Genomic DNA, 17832 nt, shown 5'->3' with positions numbered 1-17832 from the left:
GCTAGACCGCCGACGCGCCGGCGGTCAGCGCGAGCTGGCGCCGGCGGTGGCTGACCATCTCGGCGGTGAAGAGGGCCAGCGCCAGCCAGACGAGGCCGAAGCCCACCCAGCGTCCGGCCGGCATGTCCTCACCGAACCAGAAGACCCCGAGGGCGAACTGGAGGATCGGCGCGAGGTACTGCAGGAGGCCGAGCCCGACCATGCTGACCCGGGTGGCGGCCGCGCCGAAGAGCACCAGGGGCACGGCGGTGACGATCCCGGTGGTGGCGAAGAGCAGGGCGTGCGCGGGACCCTGCGCCCCGAACTGGCCGGCGCCGGTCGCGACGAGCCAGCCCAGGTAGGCGCCCGCGAAGGGGGCCAGCAGGGCCGTCTCGACCGCGAGCGACTCGATCGCGCCCGTGTCGGCCTTCTTCTTGGCCAGGCCGTAGGTGCCGAAGCTGAAGGCCAGCATCAGCGCCAGCCACGGCGGGTGCCCGTAGTCGATCGTCAGCACGAGGACGGCCAGCGCCGCCATGCCCAGAGCCACCCACTGGCGGGGGCGCAGCCGCTCGCCCAGCAGGAGGACGCCCATCAGCACGGTGACCAGGGGGTTGATGAAGTAGCCCAGGGAGGCCTCCACCACCCGGCCGTTGTTGACCCCCCAGATGTAGCCGCCCCAGTTGACGGTGATCACCACGGCCGCGACCGCGAGCAGGGCCAGTCGGCGCCGGTCGGTCACCAGCGCCCGGAGCCGGGCGCCGCGGCGCAGCGCCAGCACGGCGAGCGACATGAAGAGGGCCGACCAGACGATCCGGTGGGCGAGGATCTCCACCGCCCCGGCGGGCTCCAGGAGGGGCCAGTAGAGGGGGAACGCACCCCAGACGACGTACGCCGCGCCGCCGCAGGCCACGCCCGCGCCAGATCTGCTCACCGGCACACCCTAGGCGCGTGATCCTCGTTCCCCGCGCCGGGTGCCGGGCAGCCCTCTAGGATGGCGGGCGTCACAGCCGATCGCTTCCTCCGGGGGTACACCTTCATGCGGACCTTCCGCGCGCTTCTCGTCACCATCACCGCTCTCCTGCTCGGCGGCTCGCTGCTCGCCGGCGTCCCGGCGCACGCCGACGACCGCCCGACCCGGGCCATCGAGTGGACCACCACGCAGAAGGACTGGCGCACCTTCCAGCTCAAGGCCACGGTCGAGAACCTGCCCGACGGCAAGGCCGTGATCGAGAAGAAGGCCTGCGGCAAGTGCAAGTGGAAGAAGGCGAAGAAGGTCAAGACGAACGAGAAGGGCGTCCTCAAGACCAAGATCTTTGCCCCCCGCAAGAAGGGCAAGTGGCTGTGGCGCGTGCGGATCAACGCCCGCGACGGCTACGCCCGGTCCTACAGCACCCGCATCGGCGCGATCCTCAAGGGCTGAGCAGGGTCAGACGACCGTCCAGGTGTCGCCGCCGCCGATCAGCGCAGCCAGCCGGTCGGCGGCGTCGACGTTGTCGTGGGGAGCGCCCTGCGCGGTGACCAGCTGCTCGCGCGCCTGGTCGTCGTAGGTGGGGCGCTCGACGGCGCGGAAGATGCCGATGGGGGACTGGTTGAGGTAGCCGGAGTCGGTGAGCCGGCTGATCGCGAAGGCCATGGTGGGGTCGGGGTTGTGCGCGTCGTGGACGAGCACCGCCTCGTCCGGGACGTCGGTGGCCAGCGCGGCGCGGACGCCGCCGGTCAGCTCGTCGCGGATCAGCACCTTCGTGCCGCGGCCGGTCTCGTCGTGGGGGCCGAACCGGATCTGCTCGCCGTGCACCAGGGGGATGATCGCGTCGGCCTTGGTGTCGGGGTTCTTGATGGCGTCGAAGGCGCCGTCGTTGAAGATCGGGCAGTTCTGGTAGATCTCGACCAGGCTGGTGCCGCGGTGGGCGGCGGCGGCGGCGAGCACCGAGGTGAGGTGCTTGCGGTCGGAGTCGATGGTGCGGGCGACGAACGAGGCTTCGGCGCCCAGGGCCAGGGAGACGGGGTTGAAGGGGTGGTCGACCGAGCCCATGGGGGTGGACTTGGTGACCTTGCCGGCCTCGCTGGTGGGGGAGTACTGGCCCTTGGTGAGGCCGTAGATGCGGTTGTTGAAGAGCAGGATCGTCATGTTGACGTTGCGGCGCAGGGCGTGGATGAGGTGGTTGCCGCCGATGGAGAGGGCGTCGCCGTCGCCGGTGACGACCCAGACCGAGAGGTCCTCCCGGGCGGTGGCGATGCCGGTGGCGATCGACGGGGCGCGGCCGTGGATGGAGTGCATCCCGTAGGTGTCGAGGTAGTAGGGGAAGCGGGAGCTGCAGCCGATGCCGGAGACGAAGACGATGTTCTCGCGGCGCAGGCCGAGGTCGGGGAGGAAGGACTGGACGGCCTTGAGCACGGCGTAGTCGCCGCAGCCGGGGCACCAGCGGACCTCCTGGTCGGAGGTGAAGTCCTTGCCGGTCTGCTTCTCGCCCTCACCCAGCGCGGGGACGCCCGCAGTGCCGGGGGCGGCGGGGAAGGGCAGGTCGGTGGTGGTGCTCATCGGGTGGCTCCTTCGGCGGACTGGGTCAGGTCGGCGTCGCTGCTGGCGGAGGTGTCCTCCACCTCGGCGACCAGGCTGCCGATCACCTCGGCCAGGTCGGCGGCCTTGATCGGCATGCCGTTGACCTGGTTGTAACCCACGGTGTCGACCAGGAACTCGGCGCGCAGCAGCAGGGAGAGCTGGCCGAGGTTCATCTCGGGGACCAGCACCTTGTCGTAGCGGGCGAGGACCTTGCCGAGGTCGCGGGGGAACGGGTTGATGTGGCGCAGGTGCGCCTGGGCCACCCGGCCGCCGTCCTTGCGGACCCGGCGTACGGCGGCGCCGATCGGCCCGTACGTCGAGCCCCAGCCGAGCACCAGCACGCGGGCGCCCTGGCCCGAGTCGGCGCCCGGGTCGTCGACCTCGAGGGGCGGCAGCGACTCGGCGATCTTGGCCACCTTCGCCGCACGGGTGCGGACCATGAAGTCGTGGTTGGCCGGGTCGTAGGAGATGTTGCCGTGCCCGTCGGCCTTCTCCAGCCCGCCGATGCGGTGCTCGAGGCCGGGGGTGCCCGGGACCGCCCACGGGCGGGCCAGGGTCTCGGGGTCGCGCAGGTAGGGCCAGAAGTCGGCGACCGGCTCCCCGTCCTTGCTCTTCTTGTCGGCCGGCGACTCGTGGTTGGGCCCGGTGGCGAAGCCGGGCTCGATCACCGGGAGCTCGGAGAGCTCGGGGACGCGCCACGGCTCGGAGCCGTTGGCCAGCATGCCGTCGGAGAGCAGCATCACCGGCGTGCGGTAGGTGATGGCGATCCGGCACGCCTCCAGAGCGGCGTCGAAGCAGTCCCCGGGGGACTGCGGGGCGATCACCGGGAGCGGCGACTCGCCGTTGCGGCCGAACATCGCCTGCAGCAGGTCGGCCTGCTCGGTCTTGGTGGGCAGGCCGGTGGACGGGCCGCCGCGCTGGACGTCGACGACGACCAGCGGGAGCTCGGTCATCACGGCCAGGCCGATCGCCTCGGACTTCAGCGCCACGCCGGGGCCCGAGGTGGTGGTCACGCCCAGGTGCCCGGCGAAGGAGGCGCCGATCGCGGAGCCGACGCCGGCGATCTCGTCCTCTGCCTGGAACGTGGTCACGCCGAACGACTTGTGCTTGCTCAGCTCGTGCAGGATGTCGGAGGCCGGGGTGATCGGGTAGGAGCCCAGGAAGACCGGGAGGCCCGACTGCACGCCGCCGGCGACCAGGCCGTAGGCGAGCGCCAGGTTGCCGGTGATGTTGCGGTAGGTGCCCGGCGCCATCGCGGCCGGCTTGATCTCGTAGGAGACCGCGAACGCCTCGGTGGTCTCGCCGAAGTTCCAGCCCGCCTTGAACGCGGTGATGTTCGCGTCGCGGATGTCGGGGACCTTGGCGAACCGGCGGGAGAGGAACTCGACCGTGGTCTCGGTGGGGCGCCCGTACATCCAGGACAGCAGCCCGAGGGCGAACATGTTCTTGGCGCGCGCGGCGTCCTTGCGGGAGAGCCCGAACTCCTTGACCCCCTCCACCGTCATCCCGGTGAGGTCGAGCGGGTGCACGGAGAACTCCGCCAGCGAGTCGTCCTCGAGCGGGGAGGTCGTGTAGCCGGCCTTGGTCAGGTTGCGGGCGGTGAAGTCATAGGTGTCCACGATGATCGTGGCGCCCTTGGGCAGGTCGCCCAGGTTGGCCCGCAGGGCCGCCGGGTTCATCGCCACCAGCACGTCGGGACGGTCGCCGGGGGTGAGGATGTCGTGGTCGGCGAAGTGCACCTGGAACGACGACACTCCCGGCAGCGTGCCCTGGGGCGCGCGGATCTCCGCCGGGAAGTTGGGGAACGTCGCCAGGTCGTTGCCGAAGGCGGCGGACTCCTGGGTGAACCGGTCGCCGGTGAGCTGCATGCCGTCGCCGGAGTCACCGGCGAACCGGATGATCACCCGGTCGAGCTGCTTGACCTGCTTCGTCACTGCGTGGCTTTCCTTTGCAGACAAGGAGGCGGAGGACGGGTCGCCTCCGCGCGCGTGTGCGCCCAGGGTCCGGGCGCACAGTCCCACAGTAACCCCGCAGCAATGGTGCGCGTGGGCCGTCTCGGACCCGCGGGGAGGGCGGGTGACTCCCGACACGTGACAGGTTTCGTCTCATATGGCGAGTAAGCCACTAAAGTGCAGTAGATTACCTGTCAAACACCAGCAACGCCGTCTCCGAGGACGGCTGCACGAGGGAGCAACACATGAGGTCGAGCATCAAGGGTCGGGGAGTGATCGCCACCGCGATCGGGCTGACGGGTCTGCTGGCGCTCAGCGCCTGCGGTGGGTCGAGCGCGTCCGAGGGGGACGACAAGACCCTCAGCATCGTGGGCTTCGCCGTGCCCGAGGCTGCCAACAAGGCGATCGCCGAGGAGTTCGTGAAGACCGAGGAGGGCGACGGGTACCGGTTCAAGACCTCCTACGGCGCCTCGGGCGACCAGAGCCGGGCCGTCGAGTCCGGTCTCGACACCGACTACGTCCACTTCTCCGTGGCCAGCGACGTGACCCGCCTGGTCGACGCCGGCCTGGTGGCCGAGGACTGGGACGCCGGCGCGAACAAGGGCATCGTCTCCCGCTCGGTCGTCGTCTTCGGTGTCCGTGACGGCAACCCCGAGGGCATCGAGGACTGGGACGACCTGATCAAGCCCGGCGTCGAGATCGTCACGCCCAACCCCGCCTCCTCCGGCGCGGCCCGCTGGAACGCCCTGGCCGCCTACGGCCAGGTGATCCGCAACGGCGGCACGGAGAAGGAGGCGACCGAGTACGTCGACAAGTTCTTCGCCAACGTCGTCTCGCTGCCCGGCAGCGGCCGCGACGCCACGACCGCCTTCCTCGGCGGCACCGGCGACGTGCTGATGGCCTACGAGAACGAGGCGATCCTGGCCGCGCAGAACGGGGAGGGCTTCGAGTACATCATCCCGGAGACCACCCTGCTGATCGAGAACCCCGGCGCCATCCTCGAGGACGCCGACCCGGCCGCCCAGGCCTGGCTCGACTTCGTGCTCAGCGACGAGGGCCAGCGCCAGTTCGCCCTCACCGGCTTCCGCCCGATCCGCGACGACGTCGACTACGGCGGCACCGTCGAGGGCGCCAAGGACTCGGCCGACCCGTTCCCGGCCGTGCCGAACCTGATGACGGTGGCCGAGGACTTCGGCGACTGGGACGAGCTCTCGACGAAGTTCTTCGACGAGGAGGACGGCCTGGTCACCAAGGCCATCGCCGCCTCCGGCAAGGGTGACTGACCTCTCCATGACGAGCGTCTCTCTCGAGGCCGCTGGCCGGCCGGTGCGCAAGCGCCGGCCGGCCCTCGGCACGAACCTGACCGCCACCTCCGGGGTCGGCCTCGGCGTGGCCATGATCTGGTTCAGCCTGCTCGTGCTGATCCCCCTGTGCGCGGTGGTCATCACCGCCGCCGAGGGTGGCTGGGCAGCGTTCTGGACCACGATCACCAACGAGCAGACCTCCGCGGCCATCAAGCTGACCGTCTCCCAGGCTGCCCTGGTGACCCTGGTCAACGTGGTGATGGGCACCCTGATCGCCTGGGTGCTGGTCCGGGACCACTTCTGGGGCAAGGGCCTGCTCGAGATCCTGATCGACATCCCGTTCGCCCTGCCGACCATCGTCGCCGGCCTGGTGCTGCTCTCCCTCTACGGCCGTGACAGCCCCCTCGGCTTCGACGTGGTCAACACCCGGGCCAGCGTCTTCCTCGCCTTCCTCTTCGTGACCCTGCCGTTCGTGGTCCGGATGGTCCAGCCGGTCCTGGCCGAGCTGGAGAAGGACGTGGAGGAGGCCGCCGCCTCCCTGGGCGCCGGCAAGCTCACCACGTTCCGCCGGGTGATCCTGCCCGCGCTGGTGCCGGCCATCACCGCGGGCGCCGCGCTCTCCTTCGCCCGGGGCGTGAGCGAGTACGGCTCGCTCGTCCTGCTCTCGGGCAACCTGCCCTTCAAGACCGAGGTCACCTCGGTGCGCATCCTCGGCAGCATCGAGAACAACAACGTGGCCGCCGCGGCGTCCACCGCGACCGTGCTGCTGCTGATCTCGCTCGCCGTGATCGTCCTCCTCGACGTGATCCAGAGGAAGGTGTCGAAGCGTGGTTAAGTACGTGCTCCGCCTCATCGTGGTCGCCTACCTGTTCCTGCTGGTCGCCTGGCCGGTCTCGCTGGTCGCGATCAACACCTTCGACGGCGGCACCCAGGCACTGCGCGACGTGCTGGCCGACGTCGACGTCCAGACCGCGCTGCGGCTCACCGTGGTGGCCGCCCTGAGCGCGGTCGCCATCAACACCGTCTTCGGTGTCGGCATGTCGCTGCTCCTGGTCCGCTACACCTTCCCGGGCAAGCGGATCCTCAGCGCCCTGATCGACCTGCCGCTCTCGGTCTCGCCGATCGTGGTCGGCCTGGCCCTCGTGCTCGTCTACGGCGGCCGGGGCGGCTGGTTCGGCCCGACGCTGGAGTCGTGGGGCTTCCAGGTCATCTTCTCCACCCCGGGCATCATCATGGCCACCGCCTTCGTGGCGCTGCCGCTGGTGATCCGCGAGGTGGTGCCGACCCTGGAGGAGATCGGCATCGAGCAGGAGCAGGCCGCCACCAGCCTGGGCGCCAGCGCCTGGCAGACCTTCTGGCGGATCACCCTGCCCGGCATCAAGTGGGCGGTCGTCTACGGCGTCGTGCTCTCCCTGGCCCGCTCGCTCGGCGAGTTCGGCGCCGTCAAGGTGGTCTCCGGCAACGTGCTCGGCGAGACCCGCACCGCCACCCTCGTGGTGGAGGAGAAGTACCTCAACTTCGACCAGCAGGGGGCGTACGCGATGGCGTTCCTGCTCGCCATGGTCTCGGTCATCTGCATCGTCGTCGTCGCGATCCTGCGGCCCAAGGAAGAGAAAGGCACCCGCTGATGAGCATCGAGGTCAAGGGGCTGAACAAGAACTTCGGTGACTTCGTGGCCCTCCACGACGTCAACGTCGCCATCCCGACCGGCCAGCTCACCGCGCTGCTCGGCCCCAGCGGCGGCGGCAAGTCCACCCTGCTGCGGATCATCGCGGGCCTGGAGACCGCCGACTCCGGCACGATCGAGATCGAGGGCACCGACGCCACCCGGCTCTCCCCGCAGAAGCGCAACGTCGGCTTCGTCTTCCAGCACTACGCGGCGTTCAAGCACATGAGCGTGGCGAAGAACGTCGCCTTCGGCCTGGAGATCCGCAAGCGGCCCAAGGACGAGGTCAAGCGCCGGGTCGACGAGCTCCTCGAGCTGGTCCACCTGTCCCAGTTCGGGCACCGGCTGCCCTCGCAGCTCTCCGGCGGTCAGCGCCAGCGGATGGCGCTGGCCAGGGCGCTCGCGGTCGAGCCGACCGTGCTGCTGCTCGACGAGCCGTTCGGCGCCCTGGACGCCAAGGTCCGCAAGGAGCTGCGCGACTGGCTGCGCCGGCTGCACGACGAGGTGCACGTGACCACGGTCTTCGTCACCCACGACCAGGAGGAGGCCCTGGAGGTCGCCGACCAGATCGTGGTGATCAACGAGGGCCGGGTCGAGCAGATCGGCACGCCCGACCAGCTCTACGACGAGCCGGCCAGCGACTTCGTGATGAGCTTCCTGGGTGACGTGACCACCCTGGGTGGGCACGCCATCCGCCCGCACGACATCGACGTCTCGGTCTCCCCGCAGGTCGCCGGCGTGCTCGAGGGCACGGTGGCCCGGGTGCTCCGCATCGGCTTCGAGGTGCGGCTGACCGTGCACACGGTGGACGGCGAGGAGGTCACGGTCCAGCTGACCCGCACCAGCGCCCGCTCGCTCGGGCTGGCCGAGGGCACCACGGTCTGGCTGAGCCCGGCCGAGGGCGCCACGGTGATGCCGGCCCAGGCGGTCGTCCCGGCCTGAGCCGGCGGGCGGGTCAGCGGTAGTTGGTGAACTGGACCGCGAAGTCCAGGTCCTGGGACTTCACCAGCTGCTGCACGGCCTGCAGGTCGTCGCGCTTCTTGGACGAGACCCGCAGCTCGTCGCCCTGGATCTGGGCCTTGACGCCCTTGGGGCCCTCGTCGCGGATCAGCTTGGAGATCTTCTTGGCGTCCTCCGAGCTGATCCCCTCCTTGAGGGTGATCGAGATCTTGGACTGCTGGCCCGAGGGGCGGGGCTCGGAGGCGTCGAGGATCTTCAGCGACTGCTGACGCTTGATCAGCTTGTCCTTGAAGACGTCGAGGACGGCGTTGGCCCGGTCGTCGGCCGAGGCGGTGATCTCGATCGCGTGCTCGCCCTGCCACTCGATGGTGGCGCCGGTGCCCTTGAAGTCGAAGCGGGTGGCGACCTCGCGGGCGGTCTGGCCCAACGCGTTGTCGACCTCCTGGCGGTCCAGCTTGCTCACGATGTCGAACGACGAGTCGGCCATGGTCTCTCCTGTGCTGGCTGGTGGGGCTGCGCTGCTGGTAGGGCCTGAGTTGTCCCCGGGCGCGGTGCTTGGGCTATTCTTCCTTCTCGTCGGCCAGGGGTTCAAACGGACTCCGGGGCGACGGTGTGAGGCAGGTTGCCCGAGCGGCCAATGGGAGCGGACTGTAAATCCGTCGGCTTACGCCTTCGAAGGTTCGAATCCTTCACCTGCCACAGCACAGGAGCTCAGGCCCCCGCCCTCGGCGGGGGCCTGAGTCATGTCAGGCGACTGTGCTGACCTCAGGCGGCCGGGCCCTCCAGCGCCTCGGTCGCGGGCTCGATGAAGAAGTTGTCGCGGAACAGACCCGTGGGGTCGTAGCGGCGCTTGAGGTCGCGCAACCGGGCGAGGTGGGCCGGTGGGAAGGCGCGCTCGATCCACTCCGGTCCGGTACCGGTCTCGAAGCTGAGGTAGCTGCCGGACAGGTGTGGGACGAGCCGCTCCCAGGCTGAGTCGAAGGCCGGGCCGGTACCGAAGCCGGAGAGCGAGAACGCCGCGCTGCGGCCGGCGTACGCCGTGGCGGCGCTCGGTACGTCGGCGACCGCTCCGCCGACCGCCCGGATCGAGAAGAAGTACGACGTGCCTGCGTCGAGCAGGTCCGCGAGCTCGGCCGCGAGCTCGGGGGAGAGGTGGTCGGCCAGGCCGGAGTGGGTGTGTGGTTCGCCGCGGCCCTGCTGCGGCTCGTCACTGCTGAACAGGCCCAGCACCTGGTCGTAGGTCGTGAGCGCGACCTGCTGCTGCACCAGGGGTGCGATCTCCGCGATCGGCTGCAGGCGCTCGATGATCGAGTCGGGGTCCGCGGAGTCGACGACCAGCATCGCCTGGGCGATCCGCTGTCCACCCCGCCGCGCACCCAGGATCACCTGGCCGGTGACGCTGCGGTCCGCGGACTCGACCTCCTGGCCCCACCGCTCCAGGAAGGTCGCGGTGTCGCTGGCGTCGAACGCGAGCTGGGCGAACGCGATCGTGCCGACCCGGGCGGCGGTGAGCCGGAAGGAGGTGGCGATGCCGAAGTTGGCGCCGGCCCCGCGCACGCCCCAGAACAGGTCGGGCTCCTGGTCAGGGCTGGTGCGCACGACCCGTCCGTCGGCCAGGACCATCTCGACCTCGCTCAGGTGGTCGATGGTCAGGCCGTGGCTGCGTGCGAACCAGCCGATCCCGCCGGCGGTCGCGAGTCCGCCCACGCCCACGCCGCCGTAGTCGCCGCTGCTGATCGCCAGCCCGTACGGCGCGAGCGTGCGGGCCACATCAGCCCACCGGGCCCCGGGTCCGAGCCGCACCTGGCCGGTGTCGGGGTCGAGCACCTCGACGGTGTCGAGCGCGCTGACGTCGATGACCAGCCCGCCGTGGTTCAGGGAACGGCCGGAGATGCCGTGCCCGGCACTGAGCACGCCGAGCGGCAGCTCGCGGTGCTCGCGGGCCACGGCGACGGCGGTCTGCACCTCGGCGACGCTCCGCGGCCGGAGGACGAGCCCGGGGGCGCCGCCGCGCAGGTAGCTGGAGGTGTAGCGCGAGTACGCCGGGTCGCCCGGCTCGACCGCGCGCTCGGCCAGCTCGGGCGGCAGGTCGTCGTACCCGATGCCGGGCAGTCGACCCGCCAGGGCCGAGGAGCTGCGGACCCGGCCGCGCTCGCGCACCCCGGAGCTCTCGCGTGCCTCGGCGACCCGGTCACGCACCTCGCCGGTCAACGCGGCGAAGCGACGCAGCCCACCCTCGTCGTCGCCCATCACGATGAAGGTGCTCACGCCGTCCTCGACGGCGAGCCGCACCAGCTCGTCGGCGCCGGCGTCGGGAGCGACGTTGAGCAGCCGCACGACCTCGGCGGGGTCCCGGCCGACCTCTCGGGCCGCCTCGTCGATCACTCCCATGCCGCGCCCGAGGTCACCGGGCTGGAGGTAGGGCATCGAGGGCAGCCAGCCGTCGGCGGCGCGGCCGATCAGCCGCAGCATCCGTGGCTTGAGCGCCCCGAGCCAGATCGGCACCTCGTGCGCGGGCGCCGGGCCGCGCTTGGCGCCGCGGACCCGGTGGTGGGCGCCGTCGACCGCGAGCACCGACCGGTCAGCGGTGTCCCACACGCCGCGGATGATGGTGATCGCCTCGGCCACGGCGTCCACCGCCTCGCCGGGGGGCAGCCGGGTCCCGCCGTACGCCTCGATCGCGTCCCAGAACCCGCCGGCGCCCAGTCCCAGCGCGACGCGGCCACCCGAGAGCAGGTCCAGGCTGGCCACCGACTTCGCCAGGACGGCCGGCGGGCGCAGCGGCAGGTTGAGCACGTTGCCGGCGAGGTGGATCCGCTCGGTGCGTGCGGCGGCGTACGACATCAGCGTCCAGGTGTCGAGGAACGACGGCTGGTAGGGATGGTCCTGGAAGGTGGCGAGGTCGAAACCGAGCTCCTCGCTGAGGACCGCGAGCTCGACCGGTCGTCGAGGCGAGGCGGCCGTCGGGGTGATGAAGGAGCCGAAGCGCAGAGGGTGACCATAGTCAGGCATGACCACCACTATCCGCCGGAGGGCGGGCGTTCACAACCAGGCGTAAGCGAGTTACTGTGAGTAAGTGACCACCAGGAGCTCGCCGCCCCACCACCAGGCCTTGATCGACGACACCACCTGCCGCGAGGCCACGACGGGCCTGGAGTTCGTCGGCCGGCGCTGGACCGGCGCGATCATGCTCGCGCTCGGCCGCGGCGCGTCGCGGTTCGGGGAGGTCCTGGCGGCGGTCGACGGTCTCTCCGCGCGGCTGCTCACCGCGCGGCTGCGCGAGCTGGAGGAACACGGCCTCGTCGAGCGTGAGGTGATCGCGACGACGCCGGTCTCGGTGCGCTACCGGCTCACCCCCCGTGGCCGTGACCTGCTGGCGGCGATGCAACCGCTGGTGGCCTATCACCTGCGCTGGGGCGCATGAGGCAGGGGTATGCCGCTGGGGTGGTGAGCGAACAGCTCAGCGAGTGGATCACCGAGGGGCGGCTCGCCCCCGAGGCGAAGGTCTCCGAGGCCTGGGTGGCCGGTGAGCTCCAGGTCTCCCGCAACACCGTCCGCGAGGCGTTCCGGCTGCTCGCGCACGACGGGCTGCTGGTGCACGAGTTCAACCGCGGCGTCTTCGTCGCCCCGGTGACGGCCGCCGACGTCCGGGACGTCTACCGGGTACGCCGGATCATCGAGACCGCCGTCGTCCGCTCGTTGCAGCCCGACGACCGGCACCGGCTCGGGGCCCTCGCGGAGCTGGTGGGGGCCGCCCGGACCGCGGCCGGGCACGGGGACTGGGTGGAGGTCGGCACCGCCAACATGCGCTTCCACCGGGCGCTGGTCGCGCTGGCCGGGAGCCCGCGGCTCGACCTGACCATGCGGCGGCTGGCCGCCGAGCTGCGCCTGGTCTTTGCGGTCAGCCGGGACCCGCAGCGGTTCTTCGAGCCGTTCGTGGAGCGCAACAGCAGCCTCGTCGACCTGATGGCCGCGGACAGGTTCGAGCAGGCGGCCGACTACCTCGACCGCTACCTCGCCGACTCCGAGCGCGCGATCCTCGCAGCGTTCGCGGATCGCGCACCGACCCTGGACTGATTGTTCAACAATCGCTAGGTTCGAGCACCACGATCGGGCTCGGCGATCCGGTCCACCATTCTCGGAAGGCGTGGTCATGGCAGGAGAGAGCTCACCCGGTGTAGCCGCCGAGGACCAGGGCAAGTCGCTCGGTCCCACCAGCAGGGGCACCCTGCTCGGCGCCATCTTCCTGATGGCCACCTCGTCCATCGGCCCGGGGTTCATCACCCAGACCGCCAACTTCACCGTCGAGCTGGGCGCGGCGTTCGCCTTCGCGATCCTCATCTCGATCCTGGTCGACATCGCCATCCAGACCAACGTGTGGCGGGTCATCGGGGTCTCCGGGATGCGCGCCCAGGAGCTGGGCAACGCGACCCTCCCCGGGCTCGGCTACCTGATGGCGGGGCTGCTGCTGGCCGGCGGCCTCGTCTTCAACATCGGGAACGTCAGCGGGGCCGGGCTCGGCGTGAACATCATGACCGACCTGGACGCAGAGATCGGCGCCGTGATCCTGTCGGTCGTGGCCGTCGGCATCTTCCTCTCCAAGCGGGCCGGGGTCGCGATGGACCGGATCGTGGTGCTGCTCGGCGCGGTGATGATCCTGCTGACCCTCTATGTCGCGCTCACCTCCGGGCCACCGGTCGGGGACGCCCTGAAGAACACGGTGGTGCCCGACGAGTTCAGCGCGCTGGCGATCACCACGCTGATCGGCGGGACCATCGGCGGCTACATCATCTACGCGGGGGCGCACCGCCTCATCGACGCCGGCGTGACGGGCCAGGAGCGGGTCGGCGAGCTCAACCGCAGTGCGATCACCGGCATCGTGGTCACCGGCGTCATGCGCGTCGTCCTCTTCCTGGCGATCCTCGGGGTGGTCAGCTCGGGGACGGCGCTGGACCCCGACAGCCAGGCGGCCAGCGCGTTCCAGGCTGCGGCCGGCGACGTCGGCTACCGGATGTTCGGGGTGGTCTTCTCGGCCGCGGCCCTGACCAGCGTCATCGGCGTCTCGTACACGACCATCACCTTCCTCACCTCGCGGCGCACACCGCCGCGCACCACCAACCTGCTGGTGGTCGGGTTCATCGTGGTCTCGGTCGCGCTGTTCCTGATCATCGGCGCCGCCCCGGCGCAGCTGCTGGTCTTCGCCGGCGCCTTCAACGGCATCCTGCTGCCGGTGGGCATCGGGGTGATGATGTGGGTCGCCTGGCGTCGCCGCGACCTGCTGCACGGCTACCACTACCCGAAGTGGCTCGCCGGGATCGGCACCGCCGCCTGGCTGGTCACCATCTACCTGGCGTTCAACTCGATCCGTCCCGCGATCGAGCTCGTCACCGGCTGAGGAGGCCCGCATGACCAGCTCCACGACCGTCGATCTCAACTCCGACCTGGGCGAGGGCCTGGGCAGCTGGGCGATGGGGGACGACGAGGCGTTGCTCTCCGTCGTCACCAGCGCCAACGTGGCCTGCGGCTTCCACGCCGGCGATCCGTCGATCATGCGCCGGGTCGCCCGGCAGGCCGGCAGCGGCGGCGTGGCGATCGGCGCGCACGTCGCCTACCGCGACCAGATGGGCTTCGGCCGCCGCTTCATCGACATGGACGCCGAGACGCTGACCGACGAGGTGGTCTACCAGATCGGCGCGCTGGACGGGCTGGCCCGCACGGCCGGGCAGCGGGTGACCTACGTCAAGCCGCACGGTGCCCTCTACAACACCATCGTCACCCACGAGGTCCAGGCGGCCGCCGTGGTCGCGGCGGTCAAGGCGTACGACGACTCGCTGGTGCTGCTCGGGCTCCCCGGCTCCGAGGTGCTGCGGCAGGCGGAGGCGGCCGGGTTGCGTACCGCCCACGAGGCGTTCGCCGACCGCGCCTACACCCCCGAGGGGCACCTGGTCTCGCGCAAGCAGCCGGGCTCGGTGCTGCACGACCCGGGCGCCATCGCCCGCCGCTGCGTGGCGATGGCGGCGGGGGAGCCGATCGAGGACGTCAACGGCGACCCGCTCACCCTGCGCGCCGACTCGATCTGCGTGCACGGCGACACCCCGGGCGCGGTCGCGATCGCCCAGCAGGTGCGTGCCGGGCTCGAGCAGGCGGGGGTCCGGCTCGCCCCGTTCGCCCCGGCCTCCTGAGCCGATGCGGATCCTGCCGAGCGGGAGCCGAGGCCTGCTGCTGGAGCTGGACTCCTTGGAGGAGGTGCTCGCTCGGTACGCCGCGCTGCAGGAGGCCGACCTGCCGGTCCTCGACCTGGTCCCCGCCGGCCGCACCATCCTGGTGGTCGCCGACCGCGGCACGGAGCTGGCCCCGCTGGCCGCGCGGCTGCGGCAGGTCGAGCCGGCCGAGCACGCCGGGGTCGGCGGAGAACCGGTGGAGATCCCGGTGCGCTACGACGGCGAGGACCTCTCCGACGCCGCGCACCTGCTCGGCTGCACTCCCGAGGAGCTGGTGCGCCGGCACGCCGAGGAGGAGTGGACGGTCGCCTTCTGCGGGTTCGCGCCCGGGTTCGGCTACCTGACCGGCTCCCGGTTCGACTGGGACGTGCCGCGTCGCTCCAGCCCCCGGACCAAGGTGCCGGCCCGCTCGCTGGGGCTCGCCGGCGAGTTCACCGGGGTCTACCCACGCGAGTCGCCGGGCGGCTGGCAGCTCGTCGGCCACGCGGAGGTCGACGTCTTCGACCCCGACCGTGACCCCCCGGCCCTGCTGGTGCCGGGTTCGCCGGTCCGGTTCGTGGAGGCCCGATGACCGCCCTGACCGTGGTGGAGCCCGGCCCCCTGACCACCGTGCAGGACTTCGGCCGACCGGGCCAGGCAGCACTCGGCATCGGCCGCTCCGGCGCCTGCGACCGTGGCGCCCACCGGCTGGCCAACGCGCTGGTCGGCAACCACCCGACGCTGGCGACCTTGGAGGTGACCTTCGGAGGGCTCGAGGTGACCACCGACACCGACGTCATGGTCGCCACCTCGGGGGCCAGGTGCTCCGGCCGGTTCCCGCACCTGTCCCCGTTCCTGCTGCCCGCGGGCGAGACCCTCGCCCTGGGGATGCCCGCCGCCGGCCTGCGGACCTACGTGGCGTTCCGCGGCGGGATCGACGTCGACCCGGTGCTCGGCAGCCGGGCCACCGACGTGCTCGCGGGGCTGGGCCCCAAGGTGCCCCAGGCGGGCGACGTCCTGCCGGTCGGCACCACGGACCGGCCGCTGCCCAACGTCGACGTCGCGCCGGTGCCGGAGCCGACCGGGGAGCGGATGGTGCTGCCGGTACGCCCGGGTCCGCGACGCGACTGGTTCGACGACGAGGCGTGGGCCCTGCTCCTGTCGCAGACCTACACGGTCGACCCGGAGTCCAACCGGGTCGGCGTGCGGCTGGTCGGCGAGCCCCTGTCCCGCACCCGCGAGGGGGAGCTGAGCAGCGAGGGGATGCTGCGCGGCGCGATCCAGGTGCCGCCCTCGGGTCTGCCGGTGCTCTTCCTCGCCGACCACCCGGTGACCGGGGGCTACCCGGTCATCGGCTACGTCGAGGACGAGGACGTCGACCGGTGCGCCCAGCTGCGACCCGGCCAGGAGGTGGCCTTCAGCGCCTCCCGGTCGGCAGCGGTCACGGGGGTGGTCACGGGGGTGGTCACGGGGGTGGTCACCGACACGTAGCCACGCGAGTCCCTCTGCTCGGAGACACTCCACCCCACGTAAGGAACACACCCATGCTGCACGCACGTCTGCCCGCTCGGGCCAGGACCCACCTGCGTCGTACCGGCGCCGGGATCGGCGCCGGAGTCCTGGCGCTCACCCTCCTCCCCGCCGCCACCGCCGCCTCCGCCCCGCCAGTCGCGGTGTCCACCGCGACCAGAGCGGCGGACGACTCCGCGGTCACCGCCCTCGTCAAGCCCACCCGCGAGCTCTCCCGGCTGGTCGCCGGGTTCGCCCCGGCCGGATGCACCGACCGGGACCGGCGGGTCACCCCGGAGGAGACCCGGCTGACCGCCGTGCTCCCCGCCGCCTGGGACCCCAGCCGGCCCGCGGCCCGCACCTGGGCCCGCACGATGGTCGAGGGCGGCGGGTTCGGGGGCTGGACCCGCAGCTTCGCCACCGGACTGTGCCGCGCCGACAGCCTCGAGGACGCCACGGCGTACGTCGAGAAGCGCGGTGGGGCGCTCTGGGACCGGGCCGTGGCCCGCGCCCAGGAGAAGGGGAAGGTGCGGGGCCGACTGCCGGCCAGCGACGACCGGCCGCTGTACTGGGTGCGCACGGAGGCCAAGGCCGTGCTGCGGCAGTGGGACCCGGGGTTCCGGCTCGGCGGCCGGAAGCGCGCCGACCTGGTCGACGCCTTCGACAAGGCGGCCCGCGGGATGCTGGACATCGACTTCCCGGTCGGTAAGAAGGTCAAGCGGACCCTCGTCAGCGGGTTCGATCCCTACACCCTCGACGGCGGCACCACCGGGCCCGCGGCGGGCACGGTCGGCAACAACATCCGCCACGGCAACCCCTCCGGCGCGACCGCGCTCGCCCTCGACGGCACCCGGCACCGCGCCAAGGGTGGCAAGGTCACCTCGATCGAGGCCTACACCCTGCCGGTCAGCTATCCCGAGTTCGAGCGGGGCTACCTCGAGGACACCGTCGGCCCGTTCATGCGCCCGGGCAAGCGGCGGCTGGACGCCTCGATCACCGTCTCCCAGGCCGGCGGCTCGCAGTTCAACCTGGAGCAGTGGAACAGCCGCTACCACGGTCTCTCGCTGGGCAACGACCGGTACGCCGGCTGCCAGCGCGTCGGCGACCGCCTCCAGCTGGCGGTCGACAACCCCGAGTGCAACACCCGGGTCGTCAAGCGCTGGGGCGGCGGTCGCACCCTCCACGACCCGCCGCAGTGGACCAGCGCGTCCCTGCCGATCGGCCGGATGATCAACGCGGACACCGGTGCCTCGGTGCCTCGCCCTGAGGGGTCCACCTGGCCCGACCCCTCGGTGGCCTTCGGTGTGGTCTGGAACACCAACTACTCCTACTTCCCGCGCTGCACCGACGCGGCCACCGTGGCCGTGGACCAGCGGCAGGTGACCTACCCGCCGACGGCCGAGCCGACGCCGCCGCCGGCCGGCTCCTGCGCCTTCTCCGGCGCCGGCGGCACCTACCTGTCCAACGAGTCCGCCTACCGCAACACCCTGCTCCGCGACCGGCTGGGGCTGAAGATCCCGGCCGGCCACATCCACACCCCCGACATGCAGCACTTCCGCTCCGACTTCGCGCCCAGCGACGACCTGTTCGACCAGTGGCGCAACGCCATCGTCGACCAGACGCGCCGGCTCGTGCACGTGGTCGCCAGGACGTCCTGAGCCGGGGGAGCGCCGAGGACCTGGGTCCGGGGGTGCGGCAGACT

At 71.5% G+C, this 17832-nt stretch carries 17 protein-coding genes and 1 tRNA gene; 13 read left to right on the top strand and 5 right to left on the bottom strand.

The window, feature by feature from the left end:
• Position 1 precedes the first annotated feature (1 nt).
• A complete protein-coding gene (rarD, locus tag H8838_RS16860) occupies positions 2–910 on the bottom strand; it encodes an EamA family transporter RarD (RefSeq protein ID WP_224766210.1) in 909 nt (302 codons plus the stop codon).
• A 105-nt stretch (positions 911–1015) separates the two neighbouring features.
• On the opposite strand from rarD, the gene H8838_RS16855 reads away from it, so the two are divergent.
• Positions 1016–1399: a hypothetical protein gene (locus H8838_RS16855; protein ID WP_185994540.1), complete on the top strand. Its 384-nt coding sequence runs from the start codon at positions 1016–1018 to the stop codon at positions 1397–1399.
• A 6-nt stretch (positions 1400–1405) separates the two neighbouring features.
• Here the strand turns inward: H8838_RS16855 and H8838_RS16850 are convergent, their stop codons facing one another.
• Positions 1406–2518, bottom strand: a complete 1113-nt coding sequence (locus tag H8838_RS16850) for a 2-oxoacid:ferredoxin oxidoreductase subunit beta (protein ID WP_185994541.1) — start codon at positions 2516–2518, stop codon at positions 1406–1408.
• Positions 2515–4473 carry a 2-oxoacid:acceptor oxidoreductase subunit alpha gene (locus H8838_RS16845; protein WP_185994542.1) on the bottom strand — a complete coding sequence of 653 codons (1959 nt, stop codon included), beginning with the start codon at positions 4471–4473 and terminating at the stop codon, positions 2515–2517. The genes H8838_RS16850 and H8838_RS16845 overlap by 4 nt, the downstream gene beginning before the upstream one ends.
• A gap of 263 nt (positions 4474–4736) precedes the next feature.
• Between H8838_RS16845 and H8838_RS16840 the strand changes: the two genes are divergently transcribed.
• From H8838_RS16840 to H8838_RS16825, 4 genes are read left to right on the top strand one after another with little or no spacing between them, the layout of a single operon-like run.
• Positions 4737–5774: a sulfate ABC transporter substrate-binding protein gene (locus tag H8838_RS16840; protein ID WP_181313044.1), complete on the top strand. Its 1038-nt coding sequence runs from the start codon at positions 4737–4739 to the stop codon at positions 5772–5774.
• Positions 5775–5781: 7 nt separating this feature from the next.
• Positions 5782–6630, top strand: coding sequence for a sulfate ABC transporter permease subunit CysT (cysT, locus tag H8838_RS16835; protein WP_181313045.1), 849 nt, complete (start codon positions 5782–5784; stop codon positions 6628–6630).
• Complete coding sequence (locus H8838_RS16830) at positions 6623–7423, top strand: sulfate ABC transporter permease (RefSeq protein ID WP_181313046.1); 801 nt, start codon at positions 6623–6625, stop codon at positions 7421–7423. Before cysT ends, H8838_RS16830 begins: the two co-directional genes overlap by 8 nt.
• Positions 7423–8403, top strand: a complete 981-nt coding sequence (locus H8838_RS16825) for a sulfate/molybdate ABC transporter ATP-binding protein (RefSeq protein WP_181313047.1) — start codon at positions 7423–7425, stop codon at positions 8401–8403. Before H8838_RS16830 ends, H8838_RS16825 begins: the two co-directional genes overlap by 1 nt.
• A gap of 13 nt (positions 8404–8416) precedes the next feature.
• Here H8838_RS16825 and H8838_RS16820 read toward each other — a convergent pair whose 3' ends face one another.
• Positions 8417–8908: a YajQ family cyclic di-GMP-binding protein gene (locus tag H8838_RS16820; protein WP_181313049.1), complete on the bottom strand. Its 492-nt coding sequence runs from the start codon at positions 8906–8908 to the stop codon at positions 8417–8419.
• A 129-nt stretch (positions 8909–9037) separates the two neighbouring features.
• Here H8838_RS16820 and H8838_RS16815 point away from each other — a divergent pair.
• Positions 9038–9120: transfer RNA gene (locus tag H8838_RS16815), tRNA-Tyr, on the top strand.
• Positions 9121–9186: 66 nt separating this feature from the next.
• On the opposite strand, the gene H8838_RS16810 is transcribed toward H8838_RS16815, so the two are convergent.
• Positions 9187–11433, bottom strand: a complete 2247-nt coding sequence (locus H8838_RS16810; protein WP_185994543.1) for an LLM class flavin-dependent oxidoreductase — start codon at positions 11431–11433, stop codon at positions 9187–9189.
• Positions 11434–11497: 64 nt separating this feature from the next.
• Here H8838_RS16810 and H8838_RS16805 point away from each other — a divergent pair, with 64 nt between their 5' ends.
• The 7 genes from H8838_RS16805 to H8838_RS16775 all read left to right on the top strand — a co-directional run bounded on the left by H8838_RS16805 (position 11498) and on the right by H8838_RS16775 (position 17788).
• Positions 11498–11845, top strand: coding sequence for a winged helix-turn-helix transcriptional regulator (locus H8838_RS16805; protein ID WP_224766209.1), 348 nt, complete (start codon positions 11498–11500; stop codon positions 11843–11845).
• Entirely contained in the window at positions 11842–12498 is a 657-nt protein-coding gene (locus H8838_RS16800; RefSeq protein ID WP_185994544.1) for a GntR family transcriptional regulator, read from the top strand. The genes H8838_RS16805 and H8838_RS16800 overlap by 4 nt, the downstream gene beginning before the upstream one ends.
• A gap of 76 nt (positions 12499–12574) precedes the next feature.
• Positions 12575–13816, top strand: a complete 1242-nt coding sequence (locus H8838_RS16795) for an NRAMP family divalent metal transporter (RefSeq protein ID WP_181313053.1) — start codon at positions 12575–12577, stop codon at positions 13814–13816.
• 10 nt (positions 13817–13826) lie between these two features.
• Positions 13827–14603 (top strand): LamB/YcsF family protein, encoded by a 777-nt coding sequence (locus tag H8838_RS16790; RefSeq protein WP_181313054.1) that lies wholly within the window; start codon positions 13827–13829, stop codon positions 14601–14603.
• Positions 14604–14607: 4 nt separating this feature from the next.
• Positions 14608–15213, top strand: a complete 606-nt coding sequence (locus tag H8838_RS16785; RefSeq protein ID WP_185994545.1) for a 5-oxoprolinase subunit B family protein — start codon at positions 14608–14610, stop codon at positions 15211–15213.
• Entirely contained in the window at positions 15210–16112 is a 903-nt protein-coding gene (locus H8838_RS16780; protein ID WP_185994546.1) for a 5-oxoprolinase subunit C family protein, read from the top strand. The genes H8838_RS16785 and H8838_RS16780 overlap by 4 nt, the downstream gene beginning before the upstream one ends.
• Positions 16113–16165: 53 nt before the next feature.
• Complete coding sequence (locus tag H8838_RS16775; RefSeq protein ID WP_185994547.1) at positions 16166–17788, top strand: hypothetical protein; 1623 nt, start codon at positions 16166–16168, stop codon at positions 17786–17788.
• Positions 17789–17832 lie beyond the last annotated feature (44 nt).

Source organism: Nocardioides campestrisoli (assembly GCF_013624435.2).
GTDB lineage: Bacteria > Actinomycetota > Actinomycetes > Propionibacteriales > Nocardioidaceae > Nocardioides > Nocardioides campestrisoli.
The sequence above is the reverse complement of the archived record's forward strand: the minus strand, read 5'-3'. Positions and strand labels throughout refer to the sequence as shown.

Coding starts and splice junctions, on each gene's coding strand:
- H8838_RS16855 (WP_185994540.1), top strand. CDS start 1,016: ATGCGGACCTTCCGCGCGCTTCTCGTCACCATCACCGCTCTCCTGCTC.
- H8838_RS16850 (WP_185994541.1), bottom strand. CDS start 2,518: ATGAGCACCACCACCGACCTGCCCTTCCCCGCCGCCCCCGGCACTGCG.
- H8838_RS16840 (WP_181313044.1), top strand. CDS start 4,737: ATGAGGTCGAGCATCAAGGGTCGGGGAGTGATCGCCACCGCGATCGGG.
- cysT (WP_181313045.1), top strand. CDS start 5,782: ATGACGAGCGTCTCTCTCGAGGCCGCTGGCCGGCCGGTGCGCAAGCGC.
- H8838_RS16825 (WP_181313047.1), top strand. CDS start 7,423: ATGAGCATCGAGGTCAAGGGGCTGAACAAGAACTTCGGTGACTTCGTG.
- H8838_RS16820 (WP_181313049.1), bottom strand. CDS start 8,908: ATGGCCGACTCGTCGTTCGACATCGTGAGCAAGCTGGACCGCCAGGAG.
- H8838_RS16810 (WP_185994543.1), bottom strand. CDS start 11,433: ATGCCTGACTATGGTCACCCTCTGCGCTTCGGCTCCTTCATCACCCCG.
- H8838_RS16800 (WP_185994544.1), top strand. CDS start 11,842: ATGAGGCAGGGGTATGCCGCTGGGGTGGTGAGCGAACAGCTCAGCGAG.
- H8838_RS16795 (WP_181313053.1), top strand. CDS start 12,575: ATGGCAGGAGAGAGCTCACCCGGTGTAGCCGCCGAGGACCAGGGCAAG.
- H8838_RS16790 (WP_181313054.1), top strand. CDS start 13,827: ATGACCAGCTCCACGACCGTCGATCTCAACTCCGACCTGGGCGAGGGC.
- H8838_RS16785 (WP_185994545.1), top strand. CDS start 14,608: ATGCGGATCCTGCCGAGCGGGAGCCGAGGCCTGCTGCTGGAGCTGGAC.
- H8838_RS16780 (WP_185994546.1), top strand. CDS start 15,210: ATGACCGCCCTGACCGTGGTGGAGCCCGGCCCCCTGACCACCGTGCAG.
- H8838_RS16775 (WP_185994547.1), top strand. CDS start 16,166: ATGCTGCACGCACGTCTGCCCGCTCGGGCCAGGACCCACCTGCGTCGT.